The 16,367-nt window shown below is 75.3% G+C and carries 11 protein-coding genes; 4 read left to right on the top strand and 7 right to left on the bottom strand.

Annotated features, from left to right (window positions below; genetic code table 11):
• Window positions 1-6 precede the first annotated feature (6 nt).
• The 3 genes from ftsH to O7606_RS22015 form a co-directional block, all read right to left on the bottom strand.
• A complete protein-coding gene (ftsH, locus tag O7606_RS22025) occupies window positions 7-2,022 on the bottom strand; it encodes an ATP-dependent zinc metalloprotease FtsH (protein ID WP_281595923.1) in 2,016 nt (671 codons plus the stop codon).
• A gap of 415 nt (window positions 2,023-2,437) precedes the next feature.
• Window positions 2,438-3,013, bottom strand: a complete 576-nt coding sequence (gene hpt / locus O7606_RS22020; protein WP_281595922.1) for a hypoxanthine phosphoribosyltransferase — start codon at window positions 3,011-3,013, stop codon at window positions 2,438-2,440.
• Window positions 3,014-3,134: 121 nt separating this feature from the next.
• Window positions 3,135-3,272 carry a hypothetical protein gene (locus tag O7606_RS22015; RefSeq protein WP_281595921.1) on the bottom strand — a complete coding sequence of 46 codons (138 nt, stop codon included), beginning with the start codon at window positions 3,270-3,272 and terminating at the stop codon, window positions 3,135-3,137.
• A 145-nt stretch (window positions 3,273-3,417) separates the two neighbouring features.
• On the opposite strand from O7606_RS22015, the gene O7606_RS22010 reads away from it, so the two are divergent.
• Entirely contained in the window at window positions 3,418-4,383 is a 966-nt protein-coding gene (locus tag O7606_RS22010; RefSeq protein WP_281595920.1) for a helix-turn-helix domain-containing protein, read from the top strand.
• Window positions 4,384-4,486: 103 nt separating this feature from the next.
• Here O7606_RS22010 and tilS read toward each other — a convergent pair whose 3' ends face one another.
• Genes tilS through dacB form a run of 3 tightly spaced genes read right to left on the bottom strand, consistent with a single transcriptional unit; the run spans window position 4,487 to window position 8,130 of the window.
• Window positions 4,487-5,587 (bottom strand): tRNA lysidine(34) synthetase TilS, encoded by a 1,101-nt coding sequence (tilS, locus tag O7606_RS22005; protein WP_281595919.1) that lies wholly within the window; start codon window positions 5,585-5,587, stop codon window positions 4,487-4,489.
• Window positions 5,588-5,597: 10 nt separating this feature from the next.
• Window positions 5,598-6,665: a zinc-dependent metalloprotease gene (locus O7606_RS22000; RefSeq protein ID WP_281595918.1), complete on the bottom strand. Its 1,068-nt coding sequence runs from the start codon at window positions 6,663-6,665 to the stop codon at window positions 5,598-5,600.
• A gap of 55 nt (window positions 6,666-6,720) precedes the next feature.
• Window positions 6,721-8,130, bottom strand: a complete 1,410-nt coding sequence (gene dacB, locus O7606_RS21995) for a D-alanyl-D-alanine carboxypeptidase/D-alanyl-D-alanine-endopeptidase (protein WP_281599802.1) — start codon at window positions 8,128-8,130, stop codon at window positions 6,721-6,723.
• 498 nt (window positions 8,131-8,628) lie between these two features.
• Here dacB and O7606_RS21990 point away from each other — a divergent pair, with 498 nt between their 5' ends.
• Window positions 8,629-9,135 carry an inorganic diphosphatase gene (locus O7606_RS21990; RefSeq protein ID WP_281595917.1) on the top strand — a complete coding sequence of 169 codons (507 nt, stop codon included), beginning with the start codon at window positions 8,629-8,631 and terminating at the stop codon, window positions 9,133-9,135.
• A 29-nt stretch (window positions 9,136-9,164) separates the two neighbouring features.
• Here O7606_RS21990 and eccD read toward each other — a convergent pair whose 3' ends face one another.
• Entirely contained in the window at window positions 9,165-10,568 is a 1,404-nt protein-coding gene (eccD, locus tag O7606_RS21985) for a type VII secretion integral membrane protein EccD (protein WP_281595916.1), read from the bottom strand.
• 97 nt (window positions 10,569-10,665) lie between these two features.
• Between eccD and eccCa the strand changes: the two genes are divergently transcribed.
• A complete protein-coding gene (eccCa, locus tag O7606_RS21980; RefSeq protein ID WP_281599801.1) occupies window positions 10,666-14,709 on the top strand; it encodes a type VII secretion protein EccCa in 4,044 nt (1,347 codons plus the stop codon).
• A gap of 98 nt (window positions 14,710-14,807) precedes the next feature.
• The gene (gene mycP / locus O7606_RS21975; RefSeq protein WP_281595915.1) at window positions 14,808-16,184 is read left to right on the top strand and encodes a type VII secretion-associated serine protease mycosin; all 1,377 of its coding nucleotides are present in this window, start codon (window positions 14,808-14,810) and stop codon (window positions 16,182-16,184) included.
• Window positions 16,185-16,367: the final 183 nt, after the last annotated feature.

Below are 16,367 nucleotides of genomic sequence, written 5' to 3'. Positions count from 1 at the left end.
CCGCGCTCAGTGTGTGCCGTCCGAGTGGTTGGCGGAACCGCCGCCGACCGCCGCCTGCGCGCCGTCGGCCTGGGCCTGCGCCTTGAGGGCGTCCTTCTCGGCGGGGGTGAGCACCGGCGGCTCGGTGGAGGGCTGCCGCTTGCCGAAGCCGTTGTAGGGGGCCATCGGCGGACGCTTCACCACCCGGGCGCAGATCCGGGCCATGTCGGCGGTGGACAGGGTCTCCTTCTCGATGAGTTCGAGGACCATGTTGTCCAGGACGTCCCGGTACTCGACCAGGATCTCCCAGGCCTCGTCGTGCGCCAGCTCGATCAGGGCCCGCATCTCGCTGTCGATCTCGGCGGCCACGGAGTCGGAGTAGTCCCGTTCGTGGCCCATGTTGCGGCCGAGGAACGGCTCGTCGCCGCTGGTGCCGTACTTGATCGCGCCGAGCTTGGAGCTCATGCCGTACTGCGTGATCATCGCGCGGGCGAGCTGGGTGGCCTTCTCGATGTCGTTGCCGGCGCCGGTGGTCGGCTCGTGGAAGACGAGCTCCTCGGCGGCCCGGCCGCCCAGCGCGTACGCGAGCGTGTCGATCATCTCGGCCCGGGTCTGGGTGTACTTGTCCTCGGTGGGGAGCACCAGGGTGTGTCCCAGCGACCGGCCCCGGGACAGGATGGTCACCTTGTGCACCGGCGCGGCGTGCGGCAGCGCCCAGGCGACCAGCGCGTGCCCACCCTCGTGGTACGCGGTGATCTTCTTCTCCTGGTCGCCCATCACCCGGGTCCGGCGCTGCGGGCCGGCGACGACCCGGTCGATCGACTCCTCGAGGGAGTCGTTGGTGATCGCCCGCTCGTCCTTACGGGCGGTGAGCAGGGCCGCCTCGTTGATCACGTTGGCCAGGTCGGCGCCGCTGAAGCCGGGGGTACGCCGGGCCACCGAGTCGAGGTCGACGTCGGGGGCGAACGGCTTGCCCTTGGCGTGCACCCGCAGGATCGCCTTGCGGCCCTCCATGTCGGGGGCGTCCACCGGGATCTGCCGGTCGAACCGGCCCGGGCGCAGCAGCGCCGGGTCGAGGATGTCCGGCCGGTTGGTGGCGGCGATCAGGATGACCCCGCCCTTGGTGTCGAAGCCGTCCATCTCGACGAGGAGCTGGTTGAGGGTCTGCTCACGCTCGTCGTGGCCGCCGCCCATGCCGGCGCCCCGGTGCCGGCCGACGGCGTCGATCTCGTCGACGAAGACGATCGCCGGGGCGTTCGCCTTGGCCTGCTCGAACAGGTCGCGGACCCGGCTCGCGCCGACACCGACGAACATCTCGACGAAATCGGAGCCGGAGATGGAGTAGAACGGCACCCCGGCCTCGCCGGCGACGGCCCGGGCGAGCAGCGTCTTACCGGTGCCGGGGGGGCCGAAGAGCAGGACGCCCTTGGGGATCTTCGCCCCGAGCGCCTGGTACTTCGCCGGGTTCTGGAGGAAGTCCTTGATCTCGTGCAGCTCCTCGACGGCCTCCTCGGACCCGGCCACGTCGGCGAACGTGGTCTTCGGCGTGTCCTTGGTGATCATCTTTGCCTTGGACTTGCCGAAGTTGAGCACCCGGGAACCGCCGCCCTGCATCTGCGACATGAAGAACAGCAGCAGGAGCACGAGCAGGGCGATCGGCAGCAGGTTGACCAGCAGGGTGACCAGGACGCTGTCCGAGGAGACCTCGGTGTCCACCGGGCCGGAGACCCGGTTGGCCGCCTTGGCCGCCTGCGCCTGGTCCCAGACCTGGTCGCCGACCTCGTACGGGAACTGCGCCTCGATCTTGTCGGTGGTGGTGTCGCCGAACTCGGCTTCGTCCTTCAGGTCGATCCGGAGCGTCTGCTCCTTGTCCTGGAAGACCACCTTCTCGATCTGGGCGGTGTTGAGCCGGTCGAGCGCGACCGACGTGTCGACCCTGTGGTAGCTCGGCCCGCCGGTGAACAGCTGGCTGAGCAGAATCGCGCCGGCGATCACCAGGATGATCCAGACCACCGGGCGGCGGAAGAAACGCGTACGTTCCATACTGTTGTCGAGCGCCGAAACGCCCGGATCCTCCTGATCGACGTCCTGACCGTCTGATGGCTTTTCGCCGCCGAGGCGGCGGCCGGGGCCGCCGTCCGGGCCGGCCTCGACCCCGAGACGCTGAATCACCGCGTCACGGTCATTCGACGGTACACCGTGCGGGCGACGAGTGAGCTTGCGAGGGCCGCAGTCACGCACCGCCGACATGACAGCGCGTGACGACCGGCTCCGCCAGCCCCCCACCACCCACCCGGGCCGGGTGAGTACCGGCGCGACGTCGGCACCGCGACCGGACCTGGGCTGGCCCGCGCGGGTTCACGCCCACGTCACCGGACCCTCACCGTAGTCCGACTACCTGAAAGTCCGCTGTACGTCGGCTCGATGCCCGGGGACCGACCGGCGCGGCCCGGCCGGCTCAGGAGCGGCCGTAGACCTGCGGCTTGAGCACGCCGACGTAGGGCAGCTCGCGGTAGCGCTCGGCGAAGTCGAGGCCGTACCCGACGACGAACTCGGTCGGGATGTCGAAGCCGACGTACTTCACCGGCACCTCGACCTTGACCGCGTCGGGCTTGCGGAACAGGGCCACCACCTCGACGCTCGCCGCCGAGCGGGACTCCAGGTAACGCAGCAGCCAGGAGAGGGTCAGCCCGGAGTCGACGATGTCCTCGACCACCACCACGTGCCGACCGGCGATGTCCCGGTCGAGGTCCTTGAGGATCCGCACCACGCCGGAGGAGGTGGTGCCCTGGCCGTACGAGGAGATGGCCATGAAGTCCAGCTCGGCGGGGGGCCCGTGTCGGCCGAGGGCCCGGGCGAAGTCGGCCATGAACATGACCGCGCCCTTGAGCACGCAGACCAGCAGCAGCCCGTCCTCGATCTCGACGTAGTCCGCCGAGACCTGTTTGGCCAGCTCCGCGGTCTTTTCGCGGATCTGTGCCTCCGAAATGATCACGTGGTCGATGTCGGCGTCGTACCAGGAGCCGTCAGCCATGCCCCTAGCCTGCCGTACGCCGCCGGGCTGGCGTCGGCGGGGCCGTCGGTTTGTGGCCGATCCCCGCCGACCGGCCCGGTCCGCCGGACCGCCACCGTGGGGTGACCCTGGGGGTACGGCGTCAGCAGGCCCGGGACCGCCAGCGGCGGCCGTCGTCGGTGGGCTTCCAGTCGGCCGAGTCCCGACTGTCGGCGGTCAGCCCGAGCATCGAGGCGACCGCGAGGGCGAGGAAGAAGAGCAGGAGCAGAACGAGTTCCATGGCGGCGTCCGCTTTCCGGTCGATGGTCGTTGTCGCCGCCGGTGCGCACCGGACGGATCCAGTCTGCGCCGGACCGGGACGGCCGAACAGTGGCAGGAAAGCCACCCGACCTCGAAAAGCTGCCACCTTCGGCTACCGTGGTCACATGCTGCGAAATGTCGCCGTGATCGCCCTCGACCCGGTCGCCGCCTTCGAGCTCGGGGTGCTCTGCGAGGTGTTCGGCACCGACCGGACCGCCGACGGGTTCCCCGGCTACCGGTTCACCGTGTGCTCGGTCGACGGGGCGCCGGTGCGCAGCGCGTCAGGTTTCCAGGTGACCCCGCACGCCGACCTGGCCCCGGTGGAGGAGGCCGACCTGGTGGCCGTGCCGGCGTACCACAGCAGCGCCGAGGTCCCGCCCCGGGTGCTGGACGCGCTCCGCCGGGCCGCCGCGCGCGGGACGCGGGTGTTGAGCGTCTGCTCCGGCGCGTTCGTGCTCGGTCAGGCCGGGCTGCTCGACGGCCGCGAGTGCACCACCCACTGGCGGCACGTCGACGAGCTGCAACGCCGCCACCCCCTCGCCCGGGTCCGCGGCAACTCGCTCTACGTTGCGGACGGCCCGCTGCTCACCAGCGCCGGCACCACCGCCGGCATCGACGCCTGCCTGCACCTGGTCCGGCAGGAGCACGGCTCCGCCGTGGCCACCCGGCTGGCCCGCCGGATGGTGATGCCCCCGCACCGCGACGGCGGGCAGGCGCAGTACGTCGAGGCCCCGATCCCCCAGGCGCCGGAGGCGGCCACCCTGGAGCCGGTGCTGAGCTGGCTGATGGGGCACCTGGACCGCCCGCTGACCGTGGACGAGCTGGCCGCCCGGGCCGGTATGGCGTCGCGTACCTTCGCCCGCCGGTTCCGGGCCGAGACCGGCACCACCCCGCACGACTGGTTGACCAACCAGCGGGTGCTGCTGGCCCGGCGGCTGCTGGAGGAGACCCGGCTCCCGGTGGAGACGGTGGCCGAGCAGGCCGGTTTCGGCGACGGCGCCGCCCTGCGGCACCACTTCACCCGCCGGGTCGGCGCGACCCCGGCCGCCTACCGGGCCACCTTCCGGGACCGGGCCCTCCTCCCCGGCTGACCCCACCCACCGGCCCGGCCGCGCCCAACCCACCGGCCTGGCCGGGCCGCCCCTTGACCACCGACCCGGTCGGGCCCGCCGGCCGGCGGGCCGCGCCGACGACTCAGAGCGCCCCGAGGCGGCCGTCCCGGCGGACGACGCGCCGCCCGCCGGGCAGGTGCACGGCGCCCTGCCCCCGCCAGTCGGTCACCAGCGCGTCCAGCGCGGCGACGTGGCGGTGCGACAGCGCCGCCGGCGACGCGCCCAGCTCCCGGGCCCAGGCATGCAGCACCCGGGTACGCAGCGCGGGCGCGAGCCCGACCAGCGCCGCCACGGCCAACCCGCCACCCGACCCCCCGGGCGGGGCCCCGGCCGGCCCCGCGGTCGGCTCGTCTTCCGCCGCCACGGCCGGCTCCCCGACCGGCCCCACGGTCGGCCCCCCGCCTGCCGCCGAGACCGGCCCCACGGTCGGCGTCCTCGCGGCGGCCAGCGCGACGGCGGCCAGCTCGTCGAGCGCGGCGTTGTCGGCGGCCACCAGTCGGGCCGTCCGGGCGAGATTGTCCAGCACCGCCGGCCCGAGCGCGCGGACCAGCGCCGGCAGCACGTCGGCCCGGACCCGGGCCCGGGCGTACGAGGGGTCGACGTTGTGCGGGTCCTGCCACGCGACGAGGCCCAGCGCCAGGCACGCCGCCCGGGTCTGCTCCCGGCCGACGTCGAGCAGCGGACGCAGCAGCGGCACCCGGTCGAGATCCCGACGCGACGGCATCCCGGCCAGCCCACGTGGCCCCGCGCCCCGGGCCAGGGCGAGCAGCACCGTCTCGGCCTGGTCGTCCCGGGTGTGCGCGGTCAGCAGGGCCGCCGCCGCGTGCCGGTGGGCCGCCGCGACCAGCGCCCGGTAGCGGGCGTCCCGGGCCGCCGCCTCGGGACCGCCGGGCCCGTCGACGCGTACCCGTACCACCTCGACCGGCGCGAGGCCCGCCTGCCCGGCCCAGCGGGCCACCGCGGCGGCCCGCTCGGCGGATCCGGCCTGGAGTCCGTGGTCGATGGTGACCAGCCCGGCCGGCCGGCCCAGTCGGGGGGCGACGAACGCGGTGGCGGCGGCCAACGCCAGCGAGTCGGCCCCGCCCGAGCAGGCGACGAGGACCGGCCCGTCGCCGGCCAGTCCGGTCAACGCCCGACGGACGGCGATCCGGACCGCCGCCACCGCCGGGGCGAGCGTGCCCACCTGGTGGCGGTCAGTCGGCCGTCGGCAGCGGCCCGGCCGGGCCGTGCACCCGCGCCACCCAGGCGTCCGGATCGCCCAGCTCGTCCAGGCGGGGCAGGGTCAGCGGGGACGCGAAGATCCGGTTGAAGCCGGCCATGCCGACCCGTTCGACCACGCCGTGCACGAACTTGCGGCCCTCGGCGTACTGGCGCATCTTGACGTCCACGCCGAGCAGCCGGCGGATCGCCTTCTCCACCGGGTTGCCCGCCTCCCGGCGGCGGTTGAACCCGGCGCGGATGCGCTCCACGCTGGGGATGACCTCCGGCCCGACGCCGTCCATGACGAACTCGGCGTGCCCCTCCAGCAGGGTCATCAGCGCGGTCAGCCGGTCGAGCACGGCACGCTGCGCCGGGGTCTGGACGATGTCCAGCACGCTGGCCCGGCTCTGCGGGTCCCGGACCGCGTCGGCGAGCGTCGCCACGCCCCGCCGGAGCCGCTCCACCAGGTGCTCACCGCCCTGCGAGGCGTCCACGAACGCCTGCACCTCGCCGAGGAAGTAGGCGCGCATCCACGGGACGGCGGTGAACTGCGTCCGGTGGGTCACCTCGTGCAGGCACACCCAGAGGCGGAAGTCCCGTGGGTCGGCCGCCAGCTTCCGTTCCACCTCGACGATGTTCGGCGCGACGAGCAGCAACTGGCCCGGGTCGGCGGAGAAGACCTCGTACTGGCCGAGCACCCGGCCGGAGAGGTAGGCCAGCACCGTGCCGGCCTGCACCCCGGTCAGCCGGGAGCCGATCGCCTCGGTGAACGCGCCCGGCTGCTTGTCGCCGGAGAACCGGTCGACCAACGGGTTGATCACCTCGCGCAGGCCGGCGATGTTGGTGGCCGCCCAGTCCCGGCGGTCCACCACCCGCACCGGCGGGTGCGCGACCTGCGAGCGCAGCCCGGTGTACGCGGCCACGTGCCCCGCCGCCTCGTCGGTCAGCCGTCGCAGCTCACCGACCACCTCGGTGGCCTCGGTGTACGAGACCCGGGGCCCCGACTTGCCCAGGGCCCCCGCGGTGGCGGCGGCCAGATCCCAGTCCACGAACTGCGCCATGCGTCCCACCGTACCCGCGCCCGCACACCCGGGCCCCGCCTCGCGGACCGGAAGGTCAGCGGCAGCCGCAGGTGGCGAGGGTCGCGCCGATCCGGTCGAGCGCCAGCCGGGCGGGGTCGGGCGAGCCGGCCGGCGCGCGGTCGGTGAGGACGGCGAAGCTCAACAGCCGGCCGTCGACCGTGGTGACCAACCCGGCGATGGCGTGCACGCCGGTCAGGGTTCCGGTCTTGGCCCGGACCATGCCGGCGCCGGCCCGGGTCGCCGCCGCCGTGTACCGGTCGTCGAGGGTGCCGGACCAGCCGCCGACCGGCAGCCCGCCGAAGATCCCGGCCAGCTCCGGACGCCGGCCGTCACCGGCGAGCGCGATCAGGTCGGTGAGCAGGGACGGGCTGATCCGGTTGGCGCGGGACAGCCCGCTGCCGTCGGCCAGGGCCAGCTCGTCGGCGGGCAGCCCCAGCTCGGCCGCCACCTGGTCCATCGCGGCCCCCGCGCCGACGAACGACCCGGGTTTGTCGCGGGCCAGCGCCACCTGCCGGGCCAGCGCCTCGGCGACCAGGTTGTCGCTGTGGCTGATCATCATGTCGACCAGTCGGATCATCGGCGGCGACTCCACCCGACCCAGCTCGACGCCGGGGGCGGGGGCCGCGCCGGGGCTGGCGCCGGCGGCGCCGGCCGGGGCGGCGCCCCGGGTCACCTTGGCGTCCGCCGGCACGCCGAGCAGCCGGGCGAACGCCCGCCCGGCCGCCAGGTCGGGGTCCGGGAAACGGGCCGCCGCCTTCGGGCCGGCGTCCGGGTCCCGCCGGGCGCCGTCGGTCATCAGCGCGGTGACCGCGCCGCCGTACCCGCCGGTGGGGATGTCGGCGTCCCAGCCGGGCTCGAAGACCGGGCCGGGGAAGAGCGTGGAGTCGACCGTCACCCTGGTCGGGGCCACCCCGCCGAGCGCCTGCCGGACCTGCCCGGCGAGGTCGTCCAGGCGGGCCGCGCCGGGGTAGTAGCCGTTGCCGTCGACGGCCAGCGTCGGGTCACCGCCACCGACGATCACCACCTCGCCGGGGGCCGCCCCGGCCACCGCCCGGGTGGCGATCCGGTACGCCGGGCCGCGCGCGGCCAGCACGGTCACCCCGGTGACCAGCTTGGTGACCGAGGCCGGGACGGTGGCGTCGTCCGCGCCCCGGCCGTACAGCTCCTGACCGGTGCCGACGTCGGTCACCGAGACGTTGACCCGGCTGCCCAGGGCGGCCGCCCGCAGCAGTGGGTCCAGGGCGGCGGCCAGGCCGGCGGGGGTGGGCACGGGAACCGCCGTGGACGGCCCGGCCAGCACCGGCACGGGCGCGGGCTCCGACGGTCGGGGGGCGGCGCGGCCGGTGTCGTCGTCGCCGAGCCAGCCGGCGACCGGGCCGGGCCGGACCACCACCAGCCCGGCGCCCGCGATCACCAGCAGCACGCCGGCCAGGGCGACCAGCAGGGTCCGCCGGCGTCGGGGGGCCGGCGTGACCGGCTCGTCCGGGGGCGTCGCCGCCGGCGGCGGCTCCGCGGCGAAGAACTCACGGCCGGACGCAGCGGTGGGCGCGGTCGGCTCGCCGGATGGCGGCGCGGCGTCCGGGCCGCCCGGCTGGCCGGCACGCGCCGGCGGACGGTAGACCGGCGGCGGAGGCTGCCCGCCCGACGACCCGACCTGGCGCGGTGGTTCCCCGGTGACCCCCGGCGTCCTCCCCGGCCCCTGCGCGCCGGGCACCACCACCCGCCCGGTGACCGGCGCGGGTTTCCCCGACGCGCGGTCGCCCTCCGGGCGGTAGTGTGAGTCTTCCCTCCCCACAGCCCCCTCCTCCCCCACTGAAAACGGCTTGGGCGACACTACTTCGGTCCGAAGACTATGCGGCGCCCGACGCCGGCGGGTGCGCTTCGCCTGTCCGGGTGCCGTCACTGTTCGGTAGCCAGCGTCGGCAAACGTAGGGAGCGTGAGATGGATTTCGACGTCACGGTTGAGATCCCCAAGGGTCACCGCAACAAGTACGAGGTGGACCACGCGACCGGCCGGATCAGGCTGGACCGCACGCTCTTCACGTCCACCCAGTATCCGGCCGACTACGGGTTCATCGAGGGCACCCTGGGCGAGGACGGCGACCCGCTGGACGCCCTGGTGCTCGTCCCCGAGCCGACCTTCCCAGGCTGCCTGATCCGGTGCCGCACCATCGGCATGTTCCGGATGACGGACGAGAAGGGCGGCGACGACAAGGTCCTCTGCGTGCCCTACGAGGACCCGCGGCAGGAGCATCTGCGCGACATCCACCACCTGGGCGAGTTCGACCGACTGGAGATCCAGCACTTCTTCGAGGTGTACAAGGACCTGGAGCCCGGCAAGTCGGTCGAGGGCGCGACCTGGGTCGGCCGGACGGAGGCCGAGGCGGAGATCCGGGCGTCGTACCGGCGGCACCAGGAGGCCGAGGCGCGGGGCGAGTCCCCGCACTGACCACGTGACGACCCGGGCCCGGGGGCCGCTCAGCCGAGCAGCCCCCGGGCCCGGTCGTACAGGTCGAGCACCGCGCACGCCACCGGCACCATCGACACCACCAGCAGCGTGTCGACCAGGTCGGCCACCCGACCCAGGTACGGCGAGACGGGGCGCTGCGCGTAGGTGGCGCCGGCGGCCACGGTGAGCAGGGCGAGCGCCGCGGCGGCGGCGACCAGCCCGAGGAGGGTGGCCGGGCCGGCCCCCTCGACGAGCGCCACGCCGAGCACGCCGAGCCCGGTCAGCCCGGCCGCCACGGCGGGCACCCGCTGCCGTACCGCCACGAACAGTCGGGCCCGCAGCAGCAGCACCGTCGCGGTGACCGCGACCAGGATCCGGCCGGCGACCCCACCGGTCACGGTGAGCACGACGCTAGCGGCGACCGCCAGCACCGCGTGCCCGAGCAGCATCCCGGTCAGCGTCTCCTCGGTGCGGGCCACGGCCGCGTGCACCCGGTCGGCGTCCGGCAGGTCACGGACCCCGGCGCCGGGCGCGGTGTCCGCGTCGGTCGGCAACGTGATCGGCGGCAGCGGCACCTTGCCCAGCCGGATGGCCAGCAGGGGCAGCGCGCCGACCACGAAAGCCAGGAGGCTGAGCAGCACCGCCGCGCTGCCGGCGGGGGTGAGGAGCAGCCCGAGCAGGGCGGTCGCCGCGCCGGCCAGCCCGACGGTCGCGCCGGCCACGAAGACCCGCAGCCGGGCGGCGACCCCGAGCAGGCCGAGCGCCGCCACCAGGAGCAGGGCCACCGAGCCGGCCAGCAGCTCGGGCGCGCCCAGCCAGCGCGCCGGCCCGAGCGGGCCCACCGGGTCGCCGGAGCTGACCAGCAGCGCGCCCGCCGCGAAGGCGTACGGCAGGGCGTACCCGCCGAGGGTGGCGCCGGCCGGGCCGTCCCCGTACGCCCGCGAGGCGACGCCGCCGGCCACCGCGAGCAGGCCGGCCAGCACGGCCGCGACCAGCCAGTCGCCCGGGTGGTCGGGGCCGCCGGCCAGCAGCGCGACCAGTCCGACGGCCAGCGGCACGCCGGCCCCGGCCAGCGCGGCGGCCCGGGTGGCCGGCGGTGACCAGGCGGTCCCCCGGCGGCGGGCCCCGTCGGCGATCGCCTCGACGACGTCGTCGTACTCCAGCTCCGGCCAGTGGGCGCGGGCCGGCACCAGGTGCAGGATCTCCCCGTCGCGGACCCCCTGGGCGAGCAGCGCCTGACCGGTGGCCAGCACCGCGCCGTCGGAGCGGCGCAGCAGCCAGCCGCCGTGGCGTTCCCCGTCGTCGGCCAGTCCCTCGCCAGCGTGCCGGAGCACCTCGGGGAGCAGCTCGGCGAGCGGGACCTGCTCCGGCAGGGCCACGTCCAACCGCCGCTGCGGGGCGCTGATCGTGACGCGGGCCAGCCCGGTGGTCATCGACGTCTCTCCACTTCAGCCGGCGGGACGCGCGGACGGCAGCACTTTACCTACCATGGGCCGGGCTCGGGTGGCCGAGCGCCGGGGGGAGGACGGGTTGTCCACTGTCGTCATCAAGCGACCGCCGCGTCGACCGGCGCCGGAGATCCCGGTCGGTGAGCTGCCCGTCGAGGCCCCGCCGGAGATCCCGGAGGTCACCGGCGGCCGGTGGCAGCAGATGCTGATGGTCCTGCCGATGCTCGGCGGCACGGTGGCGATGGCGATGATGTTCGGCCGGGGCGGCGGCGCGTACTCCTACGTGGTCGGCGGCATGTTCGGGCTGTCGTCGCTGGCCATGCTGGTCACCTCGTGGGGCAGCGCCGCCGGCATGCCGAAGAAGTCGGAGATGATGGCCGCCCGGCGGGAGTACCTGCGGCACCTGGCGGTGCTGCGCCGCCAGGTCCGGCAGAACGCCGCCCGGCAGCGCGCCGGCCTGTTCTACCGGCATCCCGACCCGGCCGGGCTGTGGTCCACGGTCGACAGTCACCGGGTGTGGGAGCGGCGGCCCAGCGACCCGGATTTCGCGGTGGTCCGGGTGGCGCTCGGGCCGCAGACCCTGGCGACCCCGCTGGCGCCGCCCACCACCCGGCCGCTGGAGGAGCTGGAGCCGATGACGGCCGGCGCGTTGCGCCGGTTCCTGGACGCGTACTCGGTGGTGCCGGAGCTGCCGGTGGCGCTCTCGCTGCGCAGCTTCGCCCGGGTGTTCCTGCGCGGCCCCGACGGCGGGTCGGCGACGCCACCGGACGGCGTCCCCGGCCGGTCGGCGACGCTGCCGGACGGCCTCCCCGGCGGTTCGGACGGGCCGCCCGGACCGGTGGGCGGCTCACCGGCGGCGCAGGCGCTGGCCCGGGCGATGCTCACCCAGCTCGCCGTCTTCCACGCCCCGGACGAGCTGCTCGTCGCGGTGTGCGCCGGCCCGGAGCGGCGGGCCGCCTGGGAGTGGGTCAAGTGGCTGCCGCACGCCCACCATCCCGGCCGCGCCGACGCGCTGGGGCCGGTCCGGCTGGTGGCCAGCGCGGCCGTCGAGCTGGAGCAGCTCCTCGGCGACGTGCTGGGCAACCGGTCCCGGTTCAGCCCGGCCGGGCCGGCCACGGACGGGCCGCACGTGGTGGTGGTGCTCGACGGCGCGGACCTGACCGGCGCCACCCACCTCGTCTCCGACGGCGGCATCGACGCGGTCACCGTGGTCGACCTGCACACCCCGCCGCCACGGCTGCTCGACCGGACGACCCTGGTGCTTGAGGTCCGCGACGGGCGGTTGCGCTCGTACGCGGCGGACGGTCACGCCGAGGTCGGCGTTCCCGACCAGCTCGCGGTCACCGACGCCGAGGCGGTGGCCCGCCGGTTGGCGCCGCTGCGGCTGGCCAGCGCCGTGCAGGGGTCGGACGCGCCGTCGCGGGCCGAGCTGGGGCTGCCCGAGCTGCTGGGCCTCGGTGACCCGGAGAACTTCGCGGCCGAGCAGGGCTGGGCGCCCCGCGCCCCCCGGGACCGGCTGCGGGCGCCGATCGGGGTGGGCGTCGACGGCGGGGCGATCGAGCTGGACCTTAAGGAGTCCGCGCAGGACGGCATGGGCCCGCACGGCCTGCTGATCGGGGCGACCGGCTCCGGCAAGTCGGAGCTGCTGCGCACCCTGGTGCTGGGGTTGGCCGCCACGCACAGCTCGGAGGCGCTCAACTTCGTCCTGGTCGACTTCAAGGGCGGGGCCACCTTCGCCTCGTTCGACAGGCTGCCGCACACCGCCGCGGTGATCACCAACCTGGCGGACGCGCTGCCGCTCGTCGACCGGATGGCCGACGCGCTCAACGGCGAGCTGACCCGCCGGCAGGAGCTGCTGCGGCGGGCCGGGAACTTCGCCAGCCTGCGGGACTACGAGCGGGCCCGGGCGGCGGGTACCCCGCTCGCGCCGCTGCCGTCCCTGCTGGTGATCTGCGACGAGTTCTCCGAGCTGCTGTTCCACAAGCCGGACTTCATCGACCTGTTCGTGCAGATCGGCCGGTTGGGCCGCTCGCTGGGGGTGCACCTGCTGCTGGCCTCGCAGCGACTGGAGGAGGGTCGGCTGCGCGGGTTGGACACCCACCTGTCGTACCGGATCGGGTTGCGGACCTTCTCCGCGCTGGAGTCCCGGACGGTGCTCGGCGTGCCCGACGCGCACGACCTGCCCCGCTCCCCCGGGCACGGTTACCTGCGTTTCGGCGCCGAGCCGCTGGTCCGGTTCAAGGCCGCGTACGTCTCCGGGCCGGCCCGGCGGCGCGGGCCCGGCGTGGGCGGTGGCCCGGCCGGCGCGCCCCGGCTGCTGGAGTTCTCCACCCACTTCGTGCCCGCGCCCGAGCCGGTCGCCAGGCCGGCCCGGCCCGCCGAGGAGCCCACCGGCGGCGAGAGCCTGCTGGACGTGCTGGTCGGTCGGCTCGCCGGGCAGGGGCCGCCGGCGCACCAGGTGTGGTTGCCGCCGTTGGACGCCTCGCCGGCCCTGGACGACCTGCTCGGCCCGGTGGGCGTCGACCCGGCGCGCGGCCTGACCTTCGGCAACCCGGAGCTGCACGGCGCGCTCCAGGTGCCGGTGGCGCTCGTCGACCGCCCCGCCGACCAGCGGCGGGACCTGCTGTGGCTGGCCTTGGACGGGGCGGCCGGGCACGTCGCCGTGGTCGGGCAGCCGCGCAGCGGCAAGTCGGACCTGCTGCGTACGTTGGTCTGCGCGCTCGCGCTCACCCACACCCCGTACGAGGTGCAGGTGTACTGCCTGGACTTCGGCGGCGGCGGGCTGGGCGCGTTGCGCGACCTGCCGCACGTCGGCGGGGTGGCCGGCCGGGCCGACCCGACGGCGGTCCGGCGCGCGGTCGGGGAACTGACCTCGTTGCTGGCCGAGCGGGAGCAGCGCTTCGCCGAGGCGGGCGTGGAGTCGATGGCCGCCTACCGGCAGCGGCGGGCGGCGCTGGTCGCCGCCGGGCAGTCGACGCCCGACCCGTTCGGGGACGTCTTCCTGGTGGTGGACGGCTGGGGCGTGGTGCGCGGCGAGTTCGACGACCTGGAGGGGCCGGTCACCGACCTGGCCGCCCGGGGGCTCGCGTACGGCGTGCACGTGGTGGTGAGCGCGATCCGCTGGCTGGACTTCCGGCCGGCGATCCGGGACCTGTTCGGTTCCCGGCTGGAGCTGCGTCTCGGTGACCCGTCCGACTCGGCGGTCGGGCGGCAGGCGGCGATGAACGTGCCGGAGGGCCGGGCGGGCCGGGGCATCACGGCCGAGAAGCTGCACTTCCTGACCGCCGTGCCCCGGTTGGCCGCCACCGGCGGGGACACCGGCGACCTGGTGAAGGCGGTGGCCGGGGCGTGGCCGGGGCCGGCCGCCCCGGCGGTGCGGCTGCTGCCGCCGGTGCTGCCGTACGCGGAGCTGGACCTGTCGGCGTCGACCGGGCTGCGGATCCCGGTGGGCATCGCGGAGTCGGACCTGCGGCCGGTGCTGCTGGACTTCGCCAGCGAGCCGCACTTCGTGGTGTTCGGGGACGCCGAGTGCGGCAAGTCGTCGTTCCTGCGCGCCCTGGCCACCTCGATCACCCGCCGGTTCACCCCGGAGCAGGCCCGGATCATCCTGGTGGACTACCGGCGCAGCCTGCTCGGCGCGATCGAGTCGGAACACCTGATCGGGTACGGCACGGCGGCGTCCGGCACCGCCGAGCTGATCGAGTCGGTGGCCGGGTACATGGAACGCCGCAAGCCCGGCCCGGAGGTGACGGCCGCCCAGTTGCGGCAGCGGTCCTGGTGGACGGGGCCGGAGCTGTTCGTGCTGGTGGACGACTACGACCTGGTCGCCACCGGTCCGGTCAACCCGTTGCGGGCCCTGGAGGACCACCTGCCCCAGGCCCGGGACGTGGGCCTGCACCTGGTGCTGGTGCGCCGTTCGGGTGGCGCGGGCCGGTCCCAGTACGAGCCGATCGTGCAGCGGCTGCGGGAGCTCGCCTCGGCCGGGCTGGTGATGAGCGGCAGCCCGGACGAGGGGGCGCTGGTCGGTCCGGTCCGCCCCGGCCCGTTGCCGCCCGGCCGGGGTCGGCTGGTCACCCGGCGTGAGGGGGTCCGGCTGGTGCAGCTCGCCCATCTCCCGCCGACGTGACCCCACTTTTCGACGTTTAACCAAACAGGAGCGGATGACCGGGTAACCTCCGAGCATCATGGATCCGGTGCGACGGACGGGCTGAGGATGTGACTGCGGTGCCGGGGAGACGGGTCGCCGGGGCCCGGCGACGGATCGGCCGTACGCTGCTCGCCGTCGCCGCGACCGCCGTTCCGCTCGCGCCGCCACCGGCCGTCGCGGCCCCACCGGCCGTCGCGGCCCCACCGGTGGCCTGGTCGGCCCCGGCCCCGGTCTCGCTCACCGCCACGGTCACGGCCCCGGGCCGGGTGGTCCCGGTCCGTCGGGAGCCGGTCACGGTCGAGCCGCTGTACGCTCCGACCCGCGCCGACCAGGTACGCAACGACCAGTGGCAGCTCGACGCGCTGGACGCGGAGACCGCCTGGCGGACGTCCACCGGGCGCGGGGTCACCGTCGCGGTGATCGACTCCGGGGTGGACGCCTCCCACCCGGACCTGGCCGGTCAGGTGCTCCCCGGCCTCGACCTGGTGACCCCGGACGCCGCGGGTCGTCCCGACCCGGTCGGGCACGGCACCACCGTCGCGGCGCTGATCGCCGGCCGGCGGGACGACAGACGCGGCGCGGTGGGGCTCGCGCCCGACGCGAAGATCCTGCCGGTCCGGGTGCTCGACGCGGAGAACCGCTACGACGACGCCCTGATCGTCGCCAAGGGCGTCCGGTGGGCGGTCGACCACGGGGCCCGGGTCATCAACCTCTCCCTCGGCGGCAGTGGCGACAGCCCGGCCCTGGCCGCGGCGCTGGACTACGCCTTCGCCCGGGACGTGGTGGTGGTCGCCTGCACCGGCAACCTGGCCGTCTCGCCGAACGGTCGCGCCTGGTACCCGGCCCGGGAGCCGGGGGTGATCGCGGTGGCCGGCCTGGAGCGGGACACCGACACCCTCTGGTCCGGTTCGATAAGCGGGCCGGAGACGGTGCTGACCGCGCCGGCCACCGGGCTGGTCGGGGCCCGTCCCGGCGGCTACTGGCGGGTGCAGGGGACGAGTTTCGCGGCGCCTCTGGTGACCGCCGCCGCCGCGCTGGTGCGGGCCCGTTTCCCGCAGCTCTCCGCCGGTGAGGTGGTCAACCGGCTGATCGGCACCGCGCGGGACATCGGCCCCGCCGGCCGGGACGACACGTTCGGCTTCGGGCGGGTCGACCCGGTCGCGGCGCTCACCCGGGACGTGCCCGCGGTGACCCGCAACCCGTTGGACGACCGGTCCTCACCGGGCGAGGTCGGCTTCGGGCGGGCGCCGGGCTCGACCGACGCCCCGGAGGCCGAGGCGGACCGGCTCGGTCTGACCGGCACGGGACGCGGGGACGGGTGGCGGGCCCGCGCCGCGGGTGGGGCGGAGGTCACCGGCCCGGCCCGGCTCTGGGCCGGTGTGGCGGCGGTAGTGGCGCTGGTCACCGCCGTGGTCCTGCTGGTCCGCCGGTTCCGCCGTCCGGCCCGCCGCTGACCGACGGACGGTCCAGACCATTTCACTGTGGGTGGCCACGTCTCCACTCTGCGCCAACGGCGCCCTTAACCTCAGTTCAGGCCCGCCTGTCCGCGCTCCAACCAGAGCTGACGCCGCTGAACAGGCAGTTTGCATAGCTGTTTATCGTGATCTCTGATCCCATGCGCCACCGCACCGCCGAAG

The organism is Micromonospora sp. WMMD882, from assembly GCF_027497255.1.
Lineage (GTDB): Bacteria > Actinomycetota > Actinomycetes > Mycobacteriales > Micromonosporaceae > Micromonospora.
This window is presented reverse-complemented; position numbering and strand designations above follow the sequence as displayed.

Excerpts from the sequence above, each read along its gene's own strand:
- ftsH (WP_281595923.1), bottom strand. The coding sequence starts at position 2,022 with ATGGAACGTACGCGTTTCTTCCGCCGCCCGGTGGTCTGGATCATCCTG.
- O7606_RS21990 (WP_281595917.1), top strand. The coding sequence starts at position 8,629 with ATGGATTTCGACGTCACGGTTGAGATCCCCAAGGGTCACCGCAACAAG.
- hpt (WP_281595922.1), bottom strand. The coding sequence starts at position 3,013 with ATGGCTGACGGCTCCTGGTACGACGCCGACATCGACCACGTGATCATT.
- eccD (WP_281595916.1), bottom strand. The coding sequence starts at position 10,568 with ATGACCACCGGGCTGGCCCGCGTCACGATCAGCGCCCCGCAGCGGCGG.
- O7606_RS22015 (WP_281595921.1), bottom strand. The coding sequence starts at position 3,272 with ATGGAACTCGTTCTGCTCCTGCTCTTCTTCCTCGCCCTCGCGGTCGCC.
- O7606_RS22010 (WP_281595920.1), top strand. The coding sequence starts at position 3,418 with ATGCTGCGAAATGTCGCCGTGATCGCCCTCGACCCGGTCGCCGCCTTC.
- O7606_RS22000 (WP_281595918.1), bottom strand. The coding sequence starts at position 6,665 with ATGGCGCAGTTCGTGGACTGGGATCTGGCCGCCGCCACCGCGGGGGCC.